30 protein-coding genes are annotated in these 19,063 nt (G+C 51.1%); 29 read left to right on the top strand and 1 reads right to left on the bottom strand.

Going from position 1 to position 19,063, the window contains the following annotated elements; genetic code table 11:
* Window positions 1-37: 37 nt before the first annotated feature.
* Genes AC6I9Z_RS14185 through AC6I9Z_RS14175 form a run of 3 tightly spaced genes read left to right on the top strand, consistent with a single transcriptional unit; the run spans window position 38 to window position 2,047 of the window.
* Window positions 38-478: a hypothetical protein gene (locus AC6I9Z_RS14185; protein ID WP_461456394.1), complete on the top strand. Its 441-nt coding sequence runs from the start codon at window positions 38-40 to the stop codon at window positions 476-478.
* Entirely contained in the window at window positions 478-990 is a 513-nt protein-coding gene (locus tag AC6I9Z_RS14180) for an ImmA/IrrE family metallo-endopeptidase (RefSeq protein WP_461456393.1), read from the top strand. Before AC6I9Z_RS14185 ends, AC6I9Z_RS14180 begins: the two co-directional genes overlap by 1 nt.
* Window positions 980-2,047 carry a beta family protein gene (locus AC6I9Z_RS14175; protein ID WP_461456392.1) on the top strand — a complete coding sequence of 356 codons (1,068 nt, stop codon included), beginning with the start codon at window positions 980-982 and terminating at the stop codon, window positions 2,045-2,047. Before AC6I9Z_RS14180 ends, AC6I9Z_RS14175 begins: the two co-directional genes overlap by 11 nt.
* Here AC6I9Z_RS14175 and AC6I9Z_RS14170 read toward each other — a convergent pair whose 3' ends face one another.
* Entirely contained in the window at window positions 2,048-2,698 is a 651-nt protein-coding gene (locus AC6I9Z_RS14170; RefSeq protein ID WP_461456391.1) for a sce7726 family protein, read from the bottom strand.
* Between the two features lie 208 nt (window positions 2,699-2,906).
* Between AC6I9Z_RS14170 and rpsL the strand changes: the two genes are divergently transcribed.
* The 26 genes from rpsL (at window position 2,907) to secY (ending at window position 19,059) form a co-directional block, all read left to right on the top strand.
* Window positions 2,907-3,278: a 30S ribosomal protein S12 gene (gene rpsL / locus AC6I9Z_RS14165; RefSeq protein ID WP_067198316.1), complete on the top strand. Its 372-nt coding sequence runs from the start codon at window positions 2,907-2,909 to the stop codon at window positions 3,276-3,278.
* Window positions 3,279-3,302: 24 nt separating this feature from the next.
* Window positions 3,303-3,773, top strand: coding sequence for a 30S ribosomal protein S7 (gene rpsG, locus AC6I9Z_RS14160; RefSeq protein WP_109356539.1), 471 nt, complete (start codon window positions 3,303-3,305; stop codon window positions 3,771-3,773).
* Between the two features lie 152 nt (window positions 3,774-3,925).
* Window positions 3,926-6,019, top strand: a complete 2,094-nt coding sequence (fusA, locus tag AC6I9Z_RS14155) for an elongation factor G (protein WP_461456390.1) — start codon at window positions 3,926-3,928, stop codon at window positions 6,017-6,019.
* Between the two features lie 153 nt (window positions 6,020-6,172).
* On the top strand, window positions 6,173-7,363 hold the full coding sequence (tuf, locus tag AC6I9Z_RS14150) for an elongation factor Tu (protein WP_109356541.1): 1,191 nt from the start codon (window positions 6,173-6,175) through the stop codon (window positions 7,361-7,363).
* A gap of 125 nt (window positions 7,364-7,488) precedes the next feature.
* Window positions 7,489-7,800, top strand: a complete 312-nt coding sequence (gene rpsJ / locus AC6I9Z_RS14145; RefSeq protein WP_108810519.1) for a 30S ribosomal protein S10 — start codon at window positions 7,489-7,491, stop codon at window positions 7,798-7,800.
* 214 nt (window positions 7,801-8,014) lie between these two features.
* The gene (gene rplC / locus AC6I9Z_RS14140) at window positions 8,015-8,866 is read left to right on the top strand and encodes a 50S ribosomal protein L3 (protein ID WP_461456939.1); all 852 of its coding nucleotides are present in this window, start codon (window positions 8,015-8,017) and stop codon (window positions 8,864-8,866) included.
* Between the two features lie 3 nt (window positions 8,867-8,869).
* Window positions 8,870-9,496, top strand: coding sequence for a 50S ribosomal protein L4 (gene rplD, locus AC6I9Z_RS14135; protein WP_109356542.1), 627 nt, complete (start codon window positions 8,870-8,872; stop codon window positions 9,494-9,496).
* Complete coding sequence (locus AC6I9Z_RS14130) at window positions 9,489-9,797, top strand: 50S ribosomal protein L23 (protein WP_109356543.1); 309 nt, start codon at window positions 9,489-9,491, stop codon at window positions 9,795-9,797. The genes rplD and AC6I9Z_RS14130 overlap by 8 nt, the downstream gene beginning before the upstream one ends.
* Window position 9,798: 1 nt before the next feature.
* Window positions 9,799-10,635 (top strand): 50S ribosomal protein L2, encoded by an 837-nt coding sequence (rplB, locus tag AC6I9Z_RS14125; RefSeq protein ID WP_461456389.1) that lies wholly within the window; start codon window positions 9,799-9,801, stop codon window positions 10,633-10,635.
* A gap of 2 nt (window positions 10,636-10,637) precedes the next feature.
* Window positions 10,638-10,913 (top strand): 30S ribosomal protein S19, encoded by a 276-nt coding sequence (gene rpsS, locus AC6I9Z_RS14120; protein WP_109356544.1) that lies wholly within the window; start codon window positions 10,638-10,640, stop codon window positions 10,911-10,913.
* Window positions 10,913-11,296, top strand: coding sequence for a 50S ribosomal protein L22 (rplV, locus tag AC6I9Z_RS14115; protein WP_109356545.1), 384 nt, complete (start codon window positions 10,913-10,915; stop codon window positions 11,294-11,296). Before rpsS ends, rplV begins: the two co-directional genes overlap by 1 nt.
* 3 nt (window positions 11,297-11,299) lie before the next feature.
* Window positions 11,300-11,995 carry a 30S ribosomal protein S3 gene (rpsC, locus tag AC6I9Z_RS14110; RefSeq protein ID WP_109356546.1) on the top strand — a complete coding sequence of 232 codons (696 nt, stop codon included), beginning with the start codon at window positions 11,300-11,302 and terminating at the stop codon, window positions 11,993-11,995.
* A gap of 24 nt (window positions 11,996-12,019) precedes the next feature.
* Window positions 12,020-12,451 (top strand): 50S ribosomal protein L16, encoded by a 432-nt coding sequence (gene rplP, locus AC6I9Z_RS14105; protein ID WP_109356547.1) that lies wholly within the window; start codon window positions 12,020-12,022, stop codon window positions 12,449-12,451.
* A 4-nt stretch (window positions 12,452-12,455) separates the two neighbouring features.
* Complete coding sequence (gene rpmC / locus AC6I9Z_RS14100) at window positions 12,456-12,668, top strand: 50S ribosomal protein L29 (protein ID WP_461456388.1); 213 nt, start codon at window positions 12,456-12,458, stop codon at window positions 12,666-12,668.
* A gap of 9 nt (window positions 12,669-12,677) precedes the next feature.
* On the top strand, window positions 12,678-12,989 hold the full coding sequence (rpsQ, locus tag AC6I9Z_RS14095) for a 30S ribosomal protein S17 (protein WP_109356549.1): 312 nt from the start codon (window positions 12,678-12,680) through the stop codon (window positions 12,987-12,989).
* A 61-nt stretch (window positions 12,990-13,050) separates the two neighbouring features.
* Window positions 13,051-13,419, top strand: coding sequence for a 50S ribosomal protein L14 (gene rplN / locus AC6I9Z_RS14090; RefSeq protein ID WP_074204535.1), 369 nt, complete (start codon window positions 13,051-13,053; stop codon window positions 13,417-13,419).
* A 2-nt stretch (window positions 13,420-13,421) separates the two neighbouring features.
* A complete protein-coding gene (gene rplX / locus AC6I9Z_RS14085; protein WP_109356550.1) occupies window positions 13,422-13,742 on the top strand; it encodes a 50S ribosomal protein L24 in 321 nt (106 codons plus the stop codon).
* Window positions 13,735-14,313: a 50S ribosomal protein L5 gene (gene rplE / locus AC6I9Z_RS14080; protein ID WP_461456387.1), complete on the top strand. Its 579-nt coding sequence runs from the start codon at window positions 13,735-13,737 to the stop codon at window positions 14,311-14,313. Before rplX ends, rplE begins: the two co-directional genes overlap by 8 nt.
* 68 nt (window positions 14,314-14,381) lie before the next feature.
* Window positions 14,382-14,687 carry a 30S ribosomal protein S14 gene (gene rpsN, locus AC6I9Z_RS14075; RefSeq protein WP_108810506.1) on the top strand — a complete coding sequence of 102 codons (306 nt, stop codon included), beginning with the start codon at window positions 14,382-14,384 and terminating at the stop codon, window positions 14,685-14,687.
* Between the two features lie 12 nt (window positions 14,688-14,699).
* Window positions 14,700-15,095 (top strand): 30S ribosomal protein S8, encoded by a 396-nt coding sequence (rpsH, locus tag AC6I9Z_RS14070; RefSeq protein WP_109356552.1) that lies wholly within the window; start codon window positions 14,700-14,702, stop codon window positions 15,093-15,095.
* On the top strand, window positions 15,095-15,628 hold the full coding sequence (gene rplF, locus AC6I9Z_RS14065; RefSeq protein ID WP_461456386.1) for a 50S ribosomal protein L6: 534 nt from the start codon (window positions 15,095-15,097) through the stop codon (window positions 15,626-15,628). Before rpsH ends, rplF begins: the two co-directional genes overlap by 1 nt.
* A gap of 3 nt (window positions 15,629-15,631) precedes the next feature.
* The gene (gene rplR / locus AC6I9Z_RS14060; RefSeq protein ID WP_109356554.1) at window positions 15,632-15,985 is read left to right on the top strand and encodes a 50S ribosomal protein L18; all 354 of its coding nucleotides are present in this window, start codon (window positions 15,632-15,634) and stop codon (window positions 15,983-15,985) included.
* Between the two features lie 2 nt (window positions 15,986-15,987).
* A complete protein-coding gene (rpsE, locus tag AC6I9Z_RS14055) occupies window positions 15,988-16,716 on the top strand; it encodes a 30S ribosomal protein S5 (RefSeq protein ID WP_109356555.1) in 729 nt (242 codons plus the stop codon).
* Between the two features lie 6 nt (window positions 16,717-16,722).
* Window positions 16,723-16,902, top strand: a complete 180-nt coding sequence (rpmD, locus tag AC6I9Z_RS14050) for a 50S ribosomal protein L30 (protein ID WP_109356556.1) — start codon at window positions 16,723-16,725, stop codon at window positions 16,900-16,902.
* Between the two features lie 46 nt (window positions 16,903-16,948).
* Window positions 16,949-17,503 (top strand): 50S ribosomal protein L15, encoded by a 555-nt coding sequence (rplO, locus tag AC6I9Z_RS14045; protein ID WP_461456385.1) that lies wholly within the window; start codon window positions 16,949-16,951, stop codon window positions 17,501-17,503.
* Between the two features lie 182 nt (window positions 17,504-17,685).
* Complete coding sequence (gene secY / locus AC6I9Z_RS14040; protein WP_109356558.1) at window positions 17,686-19,059, top strand: preprotein translocase subunit SecY; 1,374 nt, start codon at window positions 17,686-17,688, stop codon at window positions 19,057-19,059.
* Window positions 19,060-19,063 lie beyond the last annotated feature (4 nt).

Below are 19,063 nucleotides of genomic sequence, written 5' to 3'. Positions count from 1 at the left end.
CAATATTTGTTAGTGGATTTTGATGGGGGATAATTAGGTGTCCGATAGTAAAGACAATGGCGGTTGGATTTTACCGCTGATTATAGGTTCAATTGCCGGGGCTTTATCAAGTGTTATCTTACTTAGCGTAATTGGTGATTTGACGCCTTCAGGTGTAAACTATTTGGACTTAGCAGCTGTAATGTTGGCAGCCGCAGGAGTCCTTGTGACAGTACTTGGCGTGATTTTTGCCATAGCCGCTTTTTGGGGATTTTCTCAATTAAAACAGAATGCTGTATCAGCTGCAGAAACTGAAGCGATAAATGAAGTGCGAGAACAAATTGAGAACGGGGCAATTCGTGACTATATAAGTAGTGCTGTGCAAAAGGAGATTGATTCGCCGCGAATGGAAACTCGGATCAAACGGCGGGTAGACGAAGTCGTAATGGGTAATCCGGAAAAAGACGAGGAGCTAAACTATGATAATGGAGAAGGTTGATGTCAGGTGAATGGAACCGACTTGACCAAGAAACAAAAGATAAAATTGAAGTTTTTCAGGAAAAAGGGCCTGTAAAACTAAGTTTAATCGCGCAAGCACTTGAAGTTGAAGTTAAATCAGCTACACTGAAGCCTGGAATTTCAGGAGAAATAAAGAGAAAAGATGGTGATGGTTACAGAATTAGAGTGAACCGGCATGATCCAAAAAAGCGTCAACGTTTCACTGTCGCTCACGAGTTAGCTCATTTTTTGTTACATCAGGATCAAATTGGAGATGGAATCGAGGATGATAAGCTGTATCGCTCAACCCTTAGTGATCGCACTGAGCAAGAAGCCAATCGATTGGCTGCGGAAATATTGATGCCCCGAAACTTGGTAGAAGACGCGTTAGAAGCAGCTGAGGAGAAGGGCGTTGGTGATAAGGTTTTGTTTGTCGCAGACGAATTGAATGTGTCTGAATCAGCCATGGCAATTAGGTTTGAAGTGCTAGGTATTGATCCAAATGGCGCTTAGGGATTTTTCCGACGTAAGCTATCTGCCTATACTTTCGGTTCGACCGGGAGAAATGCGGGCTTTGGAGGAATTGCCGGACAACACCAAAAACCGTCTGCTACCCTTCATTCCCTTAAGGCCTTGGGTTGGAGCGCACCGACTTCAAAATACGATTAATAGGATAGAAGAAGCTTATGGTGATCGGCCAATCGTGGTTGGCGTCGGTGAACGAGAGGAATATCAGGATCGGCCAGTTTTCAATGAATTGGAATCATTGCGAACTCCTGATAATGGATTTGAACGCTGGGTTAATTTCATTATATCTCACGACAACTATATACCCGTCGCTCAACTTAATCCCTCAATCGAAGATGAGACCCGGCAGATTCAAAGTTTGTGGAATCTAAATCGGGGCCTAGTGATCAATTTACCCGCTCCAACATTTCCCGCTATTTCAGCGGTAGCTGAACGTGTCGGAAGCGTTACCGAACATGGTGTGGACACTATATTTGTCTTAGACTTTGGGATCGCTTCTCCAGATCATTTATTGGTTGCAGCTCAGGTTCAAGGATATGTTCAATCGATTCGAGAGCATTGTAACGAAGCGTTTGTTTCGGTTTCGGCAAGCTCATTTCCTTCAGGCTTTGACAATCTCACAGAACAACCAATATATGAACGTCGACTCTTCAACCAATTAGTTGGGCACGAGTTAGAAGGACTTATTTACAGCGATAGAGGTAGTGCAAGAATTGAGCGTGGTCGAGGTGGGGGTGGTCTACCTTATCCGAGGATCGATTATCCACTTTTGACCGATTGGCGTTTTTATAGACATCATACGCAATCAGGCTTCGCTGGCTATCAAGCCCAAGCAACGCTACTCTCCAGAACCGATTATTGGAATCCTAATATTCGAGTCTGGGGTACCCAAATGATTGAGAGAACTATTGCTGGAGATCAATCTGCGATCAGCAATCCTCAGAAATCTACAGCGGCTCGCATCAATCTTCATCTCCAGAAACAAACCTTCTATGATGACCCAGAAGCCGCTGAGGATACTGAAGATGATTGGGAAGACTAGTTAAGCGTGGATTTCTTGCGCTTTTAACCAAGCATTCCATTCTTGCTGTTTGTTGTCCTCAAGTCGCTTGGTTGCAATTCTACTCGGGCGAAATCTGCTCAAATATTTGATGTCTGAGCCAACAATTTTTCGCCCTTTCGCACGTGTCCAAAGCATGCTGCTGGTTTCTTTGAACTTTTTGTCAAAAAAATGTGCAAATATTTGCCTTTTTGACTTTCCTGAGAAAATTGGGTCTCGAAATGCGAGTTCCCTCTCTTTGTAGGTCAGCATTTCAAACAAATTCTCGTCGGGCACATTTATGTGATGTCCAGTATGAAATAAGCGTAATTTGTCGTTTTCATCAAACGTCCAAACATCGCAATAGTCATAGTTGAAATCGAGGTACTTAATCAGGTGAGAACTGTCCAAAACTAGCAACGTGCGGTCAAAGCAACTTCGATAATTTTGAGCTTGGCTGCTAAGTCGTCTCAATGAGTCCTTTTTGGATTTTATTTCGATGCCATAAAATAGCCCCTGATCCATAATCGCCAAGTCCGCTCGAGTTTGACCTGAAGATATTTGGAATTCAGTTGCTACGGTAGGGCGTCGTCTACTGGGTGCCTGACGTCGCACCAAATTTAATACTTCAGCCTTGATAGCAATTTCGTCCATTGCTGTGCTGATAATAGTTTACTCACGAATATCAACTCCCAAGAAAGAGAGGAACCCTTGACCCCCACCCGAATCCCCGCTAAGGGCCGCGCTTCTGTTGCGGTGTGATCCGTCAGGCCCGCAGAAAACTTACATAGGCAAAACACTTTCGGCGATTTGGCCGTGAGAGTAACCCTAGTTTATCTAGATCCAATAAGGTGAAGACTTTATGCCAACGATTAATCAGCTCGTCCGTAAAGGGCGGGTGCCACAGAAGACGAAGTCCAAAGTGCCGGCCATGGAAGCCAACCCGCAGAAACGCGGCGTTTGCACCCGTGTCTACACAACGACTCCAAAGAAACCAAACTCCGCTCTGCGTAAGGTTGCCAAGGTTCGCCTGACCAACCAGCGTGAGGTCATCAGCTATATTCCAGGTGAAGGTCACAACCTTCAGGAGCATAGCGTTGTTCTCATTCGCGGCGGCCGTGTGCGCGACCTTCCCGGTGTGCGTTACCACGTGCTGCGCGGTGTTCTTGATACGCAAGGCGTTAAGGACCGGAAGCAATCCCGTTCCAAATATGGCGCCAAGCGTCCTAAGTAATCGGTCAGATAGGAGTTATATAATATGGCACGTCGTCGTCGTCCCGAGAAACGGGTAATCCTTCCTGATCCAAAATTTAAGGATCAGGTCCTTTCCAAATTCATGAACAACCTGATGCAGGATGGTAAGAAATCTGTTGCAGAACGCATCGTTTATGGCGCGCTGGATAGCGTAGAAGCCAAAGCGAAAAAAGATCCGCTGCAGATGTTCCATGATGCACTGAACAATGTGAAGCCGGGCATCGAAGTCCGCTCTCGCCGTGTTGGTGGTGCAACCTATCAGGTTCCTGTCGAAGTGCGTCCCGAGCGCGCTCAGGCTCTTGCGATCCGCTGGGTCATTGCTGCTGCCCGTGCACGTAGCGAGACCACCATGGCGGCTCGTCTGTCCGGTGAAATTCTTGACGCTTCCAACAATCGCGGCAACGCAGTGAAGAAGCGGGAAGATGCGCACAAGATGGCCGAAGCCAACCGCGCATTTGCACATTACCGCTGGTAACATTATATAAAGGCGCAGGGGTTGCAGAGCCTCTGTAAATTCCTGCGCTTTTCACATTGTTGTATTTGTAACTAATCAGGGCTGGTCATCGCTGGCCCGTTTCACTATAGGGGCGGCGCTAATTGGGGCCCCTTAATTCTGGAGTAAAGACTATGGCACGCAGCCATCCGCTCGAACGATATCGCAACATTGGCATTATGGCCCATATTGATGCCGGTAAAACGACCACAACGGAACGCATCCTCTATTATACGGGTAAGTCCTACAAGATCGGCGAAGTGCATGATGGCGCGGCGACGATGGACTGGATGGAGCAAGAGCAGGAGCGTGGTATCACCATTACCTCTGCTGCGACCACCTGTTTCTGGAATGCGGAAGACCGCAAGGGCCCAGAGCACCGGATCAACATTATTGATACACCAGGCCACGTTGACTTCACCATTGAAGTTGAGCGTTCGCTGCGTGTGCTCGATGGCGCGGTTGCCTGTTTCGACGGTGTTGCTGGCGTGGAGCCACAGTCTGAAACCGTATGGCGTCAGGCTGATAAATATAAAGTGCCGCGGATGTGCTTCATCAACAAGCTCGACCGGACCGGTGCGGATTTTAAATTCTGCGTGAACTCGATCATTGAGCGTCTCGGCGCGACGCCGGCTGTGCTATATCTGCCCATCGGCATCGAAGCCAGCCTGGTTGGCCTGGTTGACCTGGTCAACCAACGTTCGATCACATGGAAGAACGAAGACCTTGGCGCTGAATATACTTATGGTGAAATCCCTGAGGATATGGCTGACGAGGCGGCTGAATATCGTGAGAAGCTCATCGAACTTGCCGTGGAGCAGGACGATGACGTGATGGAAGCATATCTGGAAGGCAACGAGCCGGACGCAGCGACCCTGAAGTCGCTCATCCGTAAAGGTACGCTGAACCAGAGCTTTGTTCCCGTGCTTTGTGGCTCCGCCTTCAAAAACAAAGGCGTTCAGCCACTGCTCGACGCGGTTGTAGACTATATGCCAAGCCCGCTGGACGTTGACGCGATTAAAGGCGTCAAGCTGGACGGTGAAACCGAAGACACGCGTCCATCAAGCGATGACGAGCCTTTCGCGGCTTTGGCCTTTAAAGTCATGAACGATCCGTTCGTTGGTACTTTGACCTTTGCCCGTATCTATTCCGGCAAGCTGGAAAAAGGCACCGTGCTGAACTCGGTCAAGGACAAGAAGGAAAAAGTCGGCCGTATTCTGGAAATGCACTCCAATGACCGTAAGGACATTGAAGAGGCATTTGCCGGTGACATCATTGCTCTGGCCGGCATGAAGACCACCACCACCGGTGACACGCTTTGTGCCGCAGAAGATCCGATCATTCTGGAGCGGATGGAATTCCCGGATCCGGTTATCGAGCTTTCGGTTGAACCAAAAACCAAGGCCGACCAAGAGAAGATGGGTGTTGCGCTTAATCGTCTTGCGGCGGAAGATCCAAGCTTCCGGGTATCGACCGACCATGAATCCGGTCAGACGATCATCAAGGGCATGGGCGAGCTTCACCTCGACATCCTGGTCGACCGCATGAAGCGTGAGTTCAAGGTGGAAGCCAATGTTGGTGCACCGCAGGTTGCCTATCGTGAATCGCTCGGCAAGGCTGTTGAAGTTGACTATACGCATAAGAAACAATCCGGCGGTTCCGGTCAGTTCGCGCGTATCAAGTTTGAAGTCACGCCTGGTGAGCGCGGTGAAGGCATTACCTTTGAAGACGAAATCAAGGGCGGTAACATTCCAAAGGAATATATCCCGTCTGTTGAAAAAGGCATGCGTGAAACGGCTGAAACCGGTTCTTTGATCGGCTTCCCGATCATCGACTTTAACATCCGCGTTTATGATGGCGCTTATCATGATGTTGACTCCTCGGCGCTGGCTTTTGAAATTGCGGCACGCGCTGCGATGCGTGAAGCGGCCCAGAAGTCTGGTATCAAGCTGCTTGAACCTATCATGAAAGTCGAAGTGATTACGCCGGAAGACTATCTTGGTGACGTGATCGGCGATCTCAACTCTCGCCGTGGCCAGATCCAGGGTACCGACACGCGCGGTATCGCTCAGGCGGTGGACGCGATGGTGCCGCTGGCCAACATGTTTGGTTATGTGAACGAGTTGCGCTCATTCACGCAGGGCCGCGCACAATATTCGATGCAGTTCTCTCACTATGAGCAAGTGCCGAATAATGTCGCAGAAGAATTGAAGGAGAAGATGGCTTAATCGCCGCTGCTCTTTTTACGAGTAACCGCGCTTACCTTTTGGTTCTGGCTCAAGAAAAAAGCCTAGAGGTTAAAAGGGTGTTGACAGATTTGGATAGTCTCGCCAAAGCGCGGCACAGACTATCAAGACGATAGAAATTAGAGGTAAGAAAAAATGGCAAAAGAGAAGTTTGAACGCAATAAGCCGCATTGCAACATCGGCACCATCGGTCACGTTGACCACGGTAAAACCACGTTGACCGCAGCGATCACGAAAGTGCTTGCTGAATCTGGCGGCGGTGAAGCCGTAGACTTCGCGAACATCGACAAGGCGCCTGAAGAGCGTGAGCGCGGCATCACCATTTCAACGGCACACGTTGAATATGAAACCGACAACCGCCACTATGCGCACGTCGATTGCCCAGGTCACGCTGACTATGTGAAAAACATGATCACCGGCGCGGCTCAGATGGACGGTGCTATTCTGGTTGTGAACGCAGCTGATGGTCCAATGCCACAGACTCGTGAGCACATCCTGCTTGCTCGTCAGGTTGGCGTTCCTGCTCTTGTTGTTTTCATGAACAAAGTTGACCAGGTTGACGACGAAGAACTGCTTGAGCTGGTTGAAATGGAAGTTCGTGAACTTCTTTCTTCTTACGACTTCGATGGCGACAATATTCCTATCGTTGCTGGTTCTGCTCTGGCTGCTCTTGAAGGCCGTGACGACAATATCGGTAAAGAGAAAATTCTTGAACTGATGGCTGCTGTTGATGAGCACATCCCACAGCCAGACCGTCCGGTTGACCAGGACTTCCTGATGCCAATCGAGGACGTGTTCTCAATTTCCGGTCGTGGTACGGTTGTTACCGGCCGTGTTGAAACCGGTGTTGTGAATGTTGGTGACGAAGTTGAAATCGTTGGTATCAAAGATACCTCGAAAACAACCGTTACCGGCGTTGAAATGTTCCGTAAGTTGCTCGACAGCGGTGAAGCTGGCGATAACATCGGCGCATTGATCCGCGGTGTTTCTCGTGAAGAAGTTGAGCGTGGTCAGGTTCTTTGTAAGCCTGGTTCGATCACTCCACACACCGAGTTCAGTGCAGAAGTTTACGTGTTGTCGAAAGACGAAGGTGGTCGTCATACGCCATTCTTCGCCAACTATCGTCCACAATTCTACTTCCGTACAACGGACGTGACCGGCGAAGTTATCCTGCCAGAAGGTACGGAAATGGTAATGCCTGGTGACAACGTGACAATTAACGTGAAGTTGATTGCACCAATCGCCATGGACTCCGGTCTTCGCTTCGCTATTCGCGAAGGTGGTCGCACCGTCGGTTCTGGGGTTGTCAGCACCGTAACAAAGTAATATAGGACTGCATCGCCGCCCGGGTCACTGATTCGGGCGGCCAGTTTTTCGCCGCTCCGGCTTCTTTTTGAGAGAGAAAATCGGGGCGGTTTATTTTTGGCTCTTTGACATTGGTATAGGTTCTTATGGAAACGCAGAATATTCGCATACGCTTGAAGGCATTCGATCATCGGGTTCTCGATCAGGCAACCGGCGATATCGCTGACACAGCTCGCCGCACTGGCGCGCTTATCCGTGGACCGATCCCAATGCCAACGCGCATCGAAAAATTTACCGTAAACCGCGGCCCACACGTTGACAAAAAGTCGCGTGAACAGTTTGAGGTCCGGACTTACAAAAGGTTGCTCGATATCGTGCAGCCTACGCCGCAAACTGTTGATGCTTTGATGAAGCTCGACCTTGCTGCGGGTGTGAATGTAGAGATTAAGCTCGCTTAATGTGAGTGACGACGTTGCTCTGATCGGAGCGACGGTGACATGGGAAACCGCCAGTTTCATGCTGGGTCATGTGTCCCCCGTCTAGTTTGACTGGTCTTCGGATCAATCAGACGCTTTAGCCCGGACGGGGCGATATTCGAAAATTCGGGGCTTTGTATTTTGTAACACGCCCGCTGGCAATTCCGCGACCGGGCCTCTGTAAGGAGAAATGATCGTGCGTACTGGCGTGATCGCGAAAAAAATGGGGATGACCCGCTTGTTTCAGGAAGATGGTCGGCATGTGCCGGTAACCGTTCTTTCCCTGGAAGAATGTCAGGTTGTTGGAGCCCGCAAACAGGATCCGGATGGCTATTTTGCTGTTCAGCTTGGTGCAGGTGCCCGTAAAGCGAAAAATGTAAACAAACCACAACGTGAAGCTTTTGCAAAAGCGGAAGTCGAGCCAAAGGCACGTGTTGCCGAATTTCGGGTTGAGAGCGAAGAAGGTTTGCTCCCCGTTGGTGCTCGGATAACGGCTGACCACTTTATTGCTGGTCAGATGGTCGACATTCAAGGTGTGACACAGGGTAAGGGCTTTGCCGGTGCCATGAAGCGTTGGGGCTTCGGCGGTATGCGCGCAACCCACGGTGTTTCCATCTCTCACCGTGCACATGGTTCTACCGGTCAAAACCAGGATCCTGGTAAAGTCTTCAAAGGTAAGAAGATGGCTGGTCACATGGGTGCGCGTAATCGCACGCAGCAAAATCTGGAAATCGTCCGTACAGACGCCGCTCGCGGTTTGATCTTTGTACGTGGCAGTGTTCCTGGTTCCAAAGGTGGCTGGTTGCTGGTTAAAGATGCTGTGAAAGTGGCTCTGCCTGAAGGTGTTCCATTCCCTGGCGCCATGCGCCGTAATGCGGATGAAACAGCGACGGAAGATGCGCCTGCTGGCATGATCGAAGCGGATGCAGAGCATGAAGCGCCTGCCGGTCCTACCGATGAAGAAATCGCAGCAGCTGCAGAGGCTCCCGCAGAAAAACCAGCAGAAGTGAAATCTGATGCTGCAGATGATGGAGGGAAGGAGGGCTAAGCCATGAAATTGAAAGTGAAAACCCTCGACGCAAAAGCCAAGGGCGACATCGATTTGAACGATGACGTGTTCGGTCTTGAAGCGCGTGCAGACATTTTGCACCGCGTAGTGAACTGGCAACGTGAAAAAGCGCGCGGCACAGCCCGTCCAACGCGTGAGCGTAGTGACATTGCCCGTACCGGCAAGAAGTTCGGCAACCAAAAGGGCGGTGGTACTGCTCGTCATGGTGATCGTCGTGCTCCTATCTTTGTTGGTGGCGGTAAAGCCCACGGTGCGCGCAAGCGTGACTTCAACCCTTCGCTGAACAAGAAAGTTCGTGCATTGGGTCTGAAAATGGCGCTGTCTGACAAGGCAAAGAACGACAATCTGATCGTGCTTGAGAATATTGAAATGAAAGAAGCCAAAACACAGGCTCTTCTGGCCAATATTACGAAGCTCGGTTTTGGCAAATCAGCGCTGGTCATGGATGGTGATGATGTGAACGATGCTTTCTCTAAGGCATCCAACAACATTCCACGCGTCAATGTGATGTCAGCTGCTGGTGCCAATGTTTATGACATTTTGAACCATGAGACCCTGGTGCTGACACGCGCTGCGGTTGAAAAGCTGGAGGCACGCTTCAATGGCTAAAAAAGAAGCAGTGGACATTCGTCACTATGACGTAATTGTCGGCCCACACATCACCGAGAAATCAACCTTGCTCAGCGAAAATAACGCTGTGGTTTTCAAAGTTGCGAACACCGCAACCAAGCCGCAGATCAAAGCCGCTATCGAGGCGTTGTTTGATGTCAAAGTCAAAGGCGTGAACACGATGGTGCAAAAGGGCAAAACCAAGAAGTGGAAGGGTCGCCCCTACACTCGCAACGATGTTAAAAAAGCTGTCGTGACTTTGGCTGAAGGCCAGACCATCGACATCACCACGGGAATTTAAGATGGCTTTAAAATCCTATAAACCGACAAGTCCTGCGCGACGCGGTCTTATCCTGGTCGACAAGAGCGGCCTTTGGAAAGGCAAGCCCGTCAAGAAGCTTGTTGAAGGCAAGCGCAAAACTGGCGGTCGCAACAACAAAGGTCACGTAACCTCACGCGGTATCGCGGGTGGTCACAAGCAGAAATATCGTAAAGTGGACTTTAAGCGCCGCAAGTTCGACGTTTCGGCAACCGTTGAGCGGATCGAATATGATCCTAACCGGACTGCTTTCATCGCTTTGATCAAATATGATGATGGTGAACTAAGCTACATTCTGGCGCCTCAGCGTCTGGCTGTTGGTGACAAGGTCATTGCTGGTGAAAAAGTTGACGTGAAGCCAGGCAACGCGATGAAATTGTCGCAAATGCCAATCGGTACGATCATCCACAATGTGGAAATGAAGCCAGGCAAGGGCGGTCAGATTGCTCGCTCTGCTGGCACATATGTCCAGATTGTTGGTCGTGACCGGGGTATGGTCATTGTTCGCCTGAACTCAGGGGAGCAGCGTTATATCCGCAGCGATTGCATGGGTACGGTTGGTGCGGTTTCAAACCCCGACAACTCCAACCAGAATTTCGGTAAAGCTGGCCGCACGCGTTGGAAGGGCCGTCGTCCTTTGACACGTGGTGTTGCGAAAAACCCTGTCGATCACCCGCATGGTGGTGGTGAAGGTCGGACCTCCGGTGGTCGTCACCCAGTGACACCATGGGGCAAGCCAACCAAGGGTGCTCGTACTCGTAAGAACAAAACGACCGACAAGATGATCATCCGGTCGCGTCACGCTAAGAAGAAGAGGTAAGCATGGCTCGTTCCATCAAAAAAGGTCCATTTGTTGACCTCCATCTGCTGAAAAAAGCGCAAGACGCGCAGGAAGCTGGTGCACGCTCGCCGATCAAGACATGGTCGCGTCGTTCTACAGTCCTCCCTGATTTCGTCGGGCTTACTTTCAACGTTTATAACGGCCAGAAATTCATTCCGGTTTCCGTGAATGAAGACATGGTTGGCCACAAGCTTGGCGAGTTCGCTCCGACGCGTAACTATTACGGCCATGGCGCTGACAAAAAAGGCAAGAAATAATGGGTAAGGCATCATCACCCCGCCGCGTTGGCGACAATGAAGCTTTGGCTGTTGGCAATTCCATTCGTGGTTCTGCCCAGAAGCTGAACCTTGTTGCACAGCTGATCCGCGGCAAGAAAGCGGAAGACGCTTTAAACATCCTGTCCTTCTCTAAAAAGAGCATGGCCAAGGATGTGAGCAAGGTTCTCGCTTCCGCTATCGCCAATGCAGAAAACAACCATAATCTGGATGTTGACGCATTGATCGTTCAGGAAGCCAGTGTTGGCAAAAGCCTGACCATGAAGCGCTGGAAAGCCCGCGCACGTGGTCGTTCAGCCAAGATCATCAAGCCATTTAGCCGCGTTCGCATCGTTGTTCGCGAGCACGAAGAAGAAGAGGCGTAAACCATGGGTCAAAAGAGTAATCCTATCGGGCTTCGCCTGCAGATTAACCGGACTTGGGACAGCCGCTGGTATGCGGAAGGTGCTGATTACGGCAATCTCTTGATGGAAGACATCAAGATGCGCAAATATATCCTGGAAACCGTGCCACAGGCTGCGATCTCCAAGGTTGTAATTGAGCGTCCGGCCAAAACCTGCCGCGTTTCCATCTATGCCGCCCGTCCCGGTGTTATCATCGGTAAGAAGGGTGCGGATATTGAGAAGCTGCGCCGCAAGCTCAGTGAAATGTCTTCCAGTGATGTGTCTTTGAACATTGTTGAAATTCGCAAGCCAGAAGTTGACGCACAATTGGTGGCACAGGGCATTGGTGATCAGTTGATCCGCCGTGTTGCTTTCCGCCGGGCGATGAAGCGCGCTGTTCAGTCCGCTCTGCGTCTGGGTGCCGAAGGTATTAAAATTGTTTGTGGTGGTCGTTTGGGCGGAGCAGAAATTGCTCGTGTTGAATGGTACCGTGAAGGCCGCGTGCCGCTTCATACGCTGCGCGCCAATATCGACTATGCTGAACATGAAGCGCTCACCGCTTACGGCATTATCGGTATCAAGGTCTGGATTTTCAAAGGCGAGATATTGGGTCACGACCCGATGGCTCAGGATCGGTTGATGGTGGAAGCGCAAACTTCCGGCGTTCGCCCCTCTCGTTGATTTTTAGGGAATAGGTAAAGCATCATGCTGCAACCAAAGAAAACAAAATTCCGGAAGGCTCACAAGGGTCGGATTAAAGGAAAGGCTCCAGGCGGTACGACGCTGAACTTCGGTTCTTATGGTCTGAAAGCCATGGAGCCAGAACGGGTCACCGCGCGTCAGATCGAAGCGGCTCGCCGTGCGATTACACGTCATATCAAACGGCAAGGTCGTTTGTGGATCCGCATCTTCCCGGACGTGCCGGTTTCGAAGAAGCCTGCTGAAGTGCGTCAGGGTAAAGGTAAGGGTTCGGTCGAATATTGGGCTTGTCGGGTAAAACCAGGCCGGATCATGTTTGAACTGGATGGCGTTCCTGGCCCAATTGCTGCGGTTGCTTTCGAGCGTGCGGCGATGAAGCTCCCTATCAAGACAAAAGTTGTGGCTCGCCTTGGCGATACGTCACATTTGGAAGGTTAAGGACATGAGCAAGACAGAAGATTTGCGGACCAAAACCGACGATCAGCTTGAAGCCGATCTGGTCGAACTGAAGCGCGAGGCATTTAACCTGCGCTTTCAGTCTGCGACCAACCAGCTCGAAAAGCCAAGTCGGATACGCGAAGTGCGTCGCACGATTGCGAAGATTAAAACCCTGCAGAACGAGCGCGCGAAAGCCGCCGTCGCAGAAAAGGCGTAAGGAACCGATATGCCAAAACGTATTCTCACCGGCACAGTAGTGTCAGACAAAGGCGACAAGACTATTGTCGTCAATGTCGAACGCAAAGTGAAGCATCCGCTTTACGGAAAAATTATGCGTCGCTCGAAAAAATATCATGCGCATGATGAAAAGAACGAGATGAGCACTGGTGAAACCGTGCGCATCGAGGAAACAAAACCGATTTCCAAGTTGAAAACTTGGAAGGTGCTGGAACGGGTTGGCGCTGCTGCTGCTCCTGCAACACCAAAGGTTGCTGAAATTACCGCTGAAGACGAAGGCGAAGTCAAAGCCGAAAGCTGAAGCTAGCGAAGTTTAACTGTGCTCCGAATATTCGGGGCGGAATGAAGAAGGAAATGGATCCATGATCCAGATGCAATCGAACTTGGAGGTCGCTGACAATAGCGGAGCCAAACGCGTGCAGTGTATCAAGGTGCTGGGCGGTTCCAAGCGCCGGTTTGCTGGCGTTGGCGACATTATTGTTGTGTCGATCAAGGAAGCGGCCCCGCGCGGCAAGGTCAAGAAGGGTGATGTTCACCGGGCCGTGATCGTGCGCACGAAGAAAGATATCCGCCGCAAAGACGGTTCGGTTATCCGCTTCGACAGCAATGCCGCTGTTTTGGTCAACAATGCGCAGGAGCCAATTGGCACGCGTATCTTTGGCCCTGTGGTTCGCGAACTGCGCGCCAAGAAGCATATGAAAATCATCAGCCTTGCGCCGGAGGTACTGTAATCATGGCCAATGCAAAGATCAAAAAGGGTGACACCGTTGTTGTTCTGTCCGGCAAGGACAAGGGCAAATCCGGTGAAGTGACCAAGGTTATGCCAAAAGACGATAAAGTGATCGTCGCTGGTGCCAATGTTGCTGTGCGTCACCGCAAACCGACACAGGCCAACCCGCAAGGTGGTCTGGAACGCCGTGAAGCGCCAATGCACATCAGCAAGGTTGCTGTGGCCGATCCTAAAGATGGCAAGCCGACACGGGTTCGCTTTGAAGAGAAAGACGGAAAGATGGTCCGTGTGGCCGTGAAATCCGGGGAGAAAGTCGATGGCTGATAAATATTTGCCACGCATGCGTAAAAAATATGACGATCAGATCGTCAAAGCGATGCAGGAAAAGTTCAACTATTCCAATGTTATGGAAGTGCCAAAGATCACCAAGATCACTCTGAATATGGGCGTTGGTGAAGGTAGCCAGGACAAGAAGAAAGCCACGACAGCGGCAGCTGAAATGGAACTGATTGCTGGTCAGAAGCCTGTCATCACCAAAGCCAAGACGTCCATCGCGACGTTCAAGCTGCGTGAAGGCATGCCGATTGGTTGTAAAGTAACATTGCGCCGTGAGCGGATGTACGAATTTCTCGATCGTCTGATTACCGTGGCCATGCCGCGAATTCGTGACTTTCGTGGTCTGAATCCAAAGAGTTTTGATGGTCGTGGCAACTTTGCCATGGGTATTAAAGAGCAGATTATTTTTCCTGAAATTGCCTATGACGACATCGATGTGGTGCGCGGCATGGACATTATCGTGACGACAAGCGCGAAAACGAATGACGAAGCTCGCGAGCTTCTGAAACTGTTCGGTTTTCCGTTTCCGCAGGAAGAAGAAGAGCAAGCCGCGGCATAATCCGCGAGAGACAATTTTTTAAGTTTCCGGTTTTCGGAGACACGCAAGAAAGGAAGAGAACTTAAGTCATGGCGAAACTGAGTTCCATTAATAAAAACGAACGTCGCAAGAAGCTGGTTAAGAAATATGCCGGCCGTTATGCGAAGTTGAAGGCGATGGCCAACGATCAGTCTCTTGACGAGACCGAGCGTTTGATGGCGCGTCTTAAAATGGCGGAAATTCCGCGCAACGGTAATCCAACCCGCGTGCGTAACCGCTGCGAAACAACAGGACGTCCGCGCGGCTATTACCGCAAGTTCCGTCTCTGCCGCATTGAGCTGCGTGATATGGCTAACAAAGGCCTTATCCCCGGCGTAACGAAATCCAGCTGGTAAAGGGAAGATAATATGGCTTTTACCGATCCCTTGGGTGATATGCTCACCCGCATCCGTAACGGACAGCAAGCACGTAAGGACAGTGTGGTTTCACCTGCTTCCAAATTGCGCGGTGCTGTTCTCGAAGTTCTGCAGCGCGAAGGTTATATTCGCGGCTACAGCGAAGAAGAGGTGAACAAGCACCCCGGTCTTCGTATTGAACTGAAATATTTTGAAGGCGAGCCGGCTATCCGCCACGTGGCCCGCGTTTCAAAGCCTGGTCGTCGTATCTACAGCGGTTCTCAGGAGCTGCCTTCAGTACGCAATGGCCTGGGCATTACAATCGTTTCGACGCCAAAAGGTGTTTTGTCTGACGCGGAAGCGCGCCAGCAGAATGTTGGCGGCGAAGTACTCGCAGAGGTGTTCTAATGTCTCGTATCGGCAAAAAAGCAGTTAGCATTCCTGACGGCGTTACCGCCACGATGGAAGACGGCCTGGTCAAGATCAAAGGACCAAAGGGCGAACTTTCTACCCCTATGGTTGATGATCTGAGCTATGAGTTGAGCGATGGCGGTTTGTTGGTCACACCAGCAAACAAAACCACACGCGCACGCTCTTACTGGGGCATGCAACGGACGCTGGTTCAGAACCTTGTCGACGGTGTAACCGAAGGTTTTACCAAAGTTCTTGAAATAACCGGGGTTGGTTATCGTGCGGCAGTGAAGGGCAAAGTCCTTAACCTGCAGCTTGGTTTTAGCCACGATGTCGATTTCGACATTCCAGAAGGTATCACCATCAAGACGCCGGATCAGACCACGGTCGAAATTTCGGGTATTGATAAACAGCAGGTTGGTCAGGTTGCCGCAGAAATTCGGCGCTGGCGCAAACCGGAGCCTTATAAGGGCAAGGGCATTAAATATCGCGGCGAATATGTTTTCCGCAAAGAAGGGAAGAAGAAATAAGCCATGGCTAATATTTCTCTATTCAAACGGCGTCAGCAACGCGTTCGCACCAAATTGCGGAAGCGCGGGCTCACAAAACCTCGTTTGTCTGTGCACCGCACAGGTCGTCATATCTATGCGCAAGTCATTGATGATTCAGAGGGCAAGACTGTTGCCGCTGCTTCAACAATCGACAAGGCGTCCAAGGTAAAAACGGGTGCCGATAGCGCCGCCGCAGCCGATGTTGGCAAGCGCGTTGCAGCAGCAGCGAAAAAAGCGGGCGTAACCGAAGTAATTTTTGACCGTGGCGGTTTTCTGTATCACGGACGTGTAAAGGCCTTGGCCGACGCTGCACGTGAAGGCGGATTGGAGTTTTAAGCATGGCTGAAGAAACAAAGAACGAAGGCTCAGAAGCGCCGGAATCAGCTGCACCAGCTGAGGCTGCTCCTGCCGAGCAAAAACAAGAGCGTCAAGGTCGTGGTGGAAACCGTGGCGGACGTGACGGTGGACGCGGCGGCCGTGATGGCGGACGCGGTCGTGGCCGTGGTCGTGGTGGCCGGGATCAGGATCAGGGCGAAGAGTTGATCGAGAAACTGGTGCACATCAACCGTGTTTCCAAAACTGTTAAAGGCGGTAAGCGCTTTGGTTTTGCTGCACTGGTTGTGGTTGGCGACGGCAAAGGTCGTGCCGGTTTTGGTAAAGGTAAAGCACGCGAAGTGCCTGAAGCGATTACCAAAGCAACAGCCGCTGCGAAAAAGAAAATGGTTCGCGTTCCATTGCGGGAAGGTCGTACGCTTCACCATGACGGCAAAGGCCAGTTTGGTGCAGGCAACGTGACCTTGCGTTCGGCGCCTCCAGGTACCGGTATCATTGCCGGTGGTCCTATGCGTGCGGTTTTCGAAAGTCTTGGTGTTGCCGACGTGGTGACTAAGTCTAACGGAACATCCAACCCTTATAACATGATCCGGGCAACCTTCGTGGCGCTTGGTGAACAGACCAGCCCCAAGGCTGTATCCCAGCGGCGCGGCAAGAAAGTTGCCGATCTGCTTGGCCGCGGCGGCGCTTCTGAAGCTGAGGCTGAGGCCGAAGCTGCAGCAGTTACGGAGTAAGGCATAATGGCTAAAGTAAAAATCAAGCAGATTGGTTCGCCAATCCGTCGCCCAGAAGAACAGCGCAAGACGTTGATCGGCCTGGGCCTCAATAAAATGCACCGTGTTTCCGAATTGGAAGACACCCCGGAAGTGCGCGGCATGATCCGTAAGGTGCACCACCTTGTAGAGGTTGTTGAAGGGTAAAGCCCGAGGACAACCGTGCGAATAAAAGCGAAAGCGAGTACACGACATGAAACTGAACGAAATTAAAGATAATGACGGCGCACGCAAATTGCGTACCCGTATTGGCCGAGGCATTGGTTCCGGCAAAGGCAAAACCGGCGGACGTGGTCAAAAGGGCCAGAAGTCTCGCTCTGGTGTTTCCATCAACGGCTTTGAAGGTGGTCAGATGCCACTTCACATGCGGCTTCCGAAGCGCGGTTTCAACAACCCGTTCGGCACCGACTATGCTGAAGTCAATCTGGGTATGATCCAGAAGTTCATCGACGCCAAAAAGCTGGCCAACAAAGGTACGCTGGACCAGGCGGCTTTAAACGCAGCCGGTCTGACCCGTGGCGGCAAAGACGGTGTGCGTTTGCTCGCCAAAGGTGAAATCAAGGCGAAAATCACTATATCTGTTGCTGGCGCTTCCAAAGCAGCCATCGAAGCGGTGGAAAAAGCGGGCGGCAAAGTCGAAATTCTTGCTGGTGCAGCGACCCATCGTCCAAAAGGCGAAAAGAAGGCAACACCTTCCAAGCCGGCTAAAGAGAAAAAGGCCGCCAACAGGGCCAAAAAGAAAGATTGATTTAAACCAGTCAACGGCCCCGCTAAGCTTCAGAGCATAGACGGGGCCTTTCTTTTTATCCGTATCGGCTCAGCTTGATGCCCAAGAGCCTTGTTTTTCGGGCAGCAACATCCGATATGGGATCGATGCATTGATTTGAAGGTGACTAACCTTCATGAACGGCGGGGCAAGGAACTACTAAAATGGCATCAAAAGCCGATCAGGTCGCAGCAAATTTGAGCCTGGCAAAATTCGGAGAAGCAACCGAACTCCGCAAACGTATCTGGTTTACGCTGGGTGCGTTGGTGGTTTTCCGGCTGCTCAGCTTCGTACCACTTCCTGGTGTGGATCCAGTCGTGCTGGCGGACCTTTATGACCAGACACGCGGTGGTGTTCTTGATATTTTCAATACATTTTCCGGCGGTTCGCTTGAGCGAATGAGCCTGATTGCGTTGGGTGTCATGCCCTATATTACCGCATCGATTGTTGTGCAGTTGGCCGCCGCTTTGTCACCGACATTGGCCGCGATCAAGAAAGACGGCGAAGCGGGCCGCAAAAAACTCAACCAATATACCCGCTATGGTACGGTTGGTCTGACGGCGATCCAGGGCTATTTCATAGCCGTTGGGCTGGAGAGCTTTGCCTCTCAATCCGGCCTCCAAGCTGTGGTGAATCCCGGTATGGGCTTTCGTATTGGTGCGGTGATCAGCCTGGTCGGCGGTACATTATTCCTGATGTGGCTGGGTGAACAGATTACCAGTCGCGGTATCGGTAACGGTATCTCGCTTATCATCATGGCCGGTATTGTCGCCCAGATGCCGACTTTCGTCAGCAATCTCATGGAAGGCAGCCGGACTGGTTCTGTTGGCGCTTTGACCATTGTTGGTTTGATCGCGATGGTTGTCGGTCTGGTGCTGTTCATCAGTTTCATGGAGCGTGCACAGAGACGCGTGCTCATTCAATATCCCAAGCGCGCCACGCAAAATGGTGTGATGCAGGCGGACCGCAGTCATTTGCCGCTGAAGGTCAATACAGCCGGTGTTATCCCGCCGATCTTCGCTTCCTCGCTATTGCTGATGCCACTGACGGTTAGTCAGTTTGCTGGAAATACAGCTGCAGGAGAAAGCGCGAGTGGTGACTTCATCATCGCGTTGAACCAATATCTTGCGCATGGGCAGCCGCTGTATATGGCGCTCTATGCAGCTGGTATTATCTTCTTCTGTTTCTTCTACACGGCGGTTGTTTTTAACCCCGAGGAAACCGCCGATAATCTCAAGAAAAATGGTGGCTTTGTGCCTGGCATCCGGCCCGGTAAAAATACATCGGATTATCTCGATTATGTATTGACCCGCATTACGGTCGTTGGCGCTGCGTATCTGGCTTTTGTCTGTGTTTTGCCGGAATATATTATGGCGCAAACCAATTTGCCGCTCTTCTTCCTGGGCGGGACCAGTTTGCTGATTATCGTGAACGTGACCGTCGATACGGTTACCCAGATTCAGAGTCACTTGCTGGCTCTGCAATATGGCGATCTGCTGAAAAAAGCGAAACTCAAAGGCGGCCGCCGCAAACGCTAATAAT

The organism is Parasphingorhabdus sp., assembly GCF_059726685.1.
Note: the sequence above shows the minus strand (reverse complement) of the source record. Positions and strands in the feature narration are given on the sequence as shown.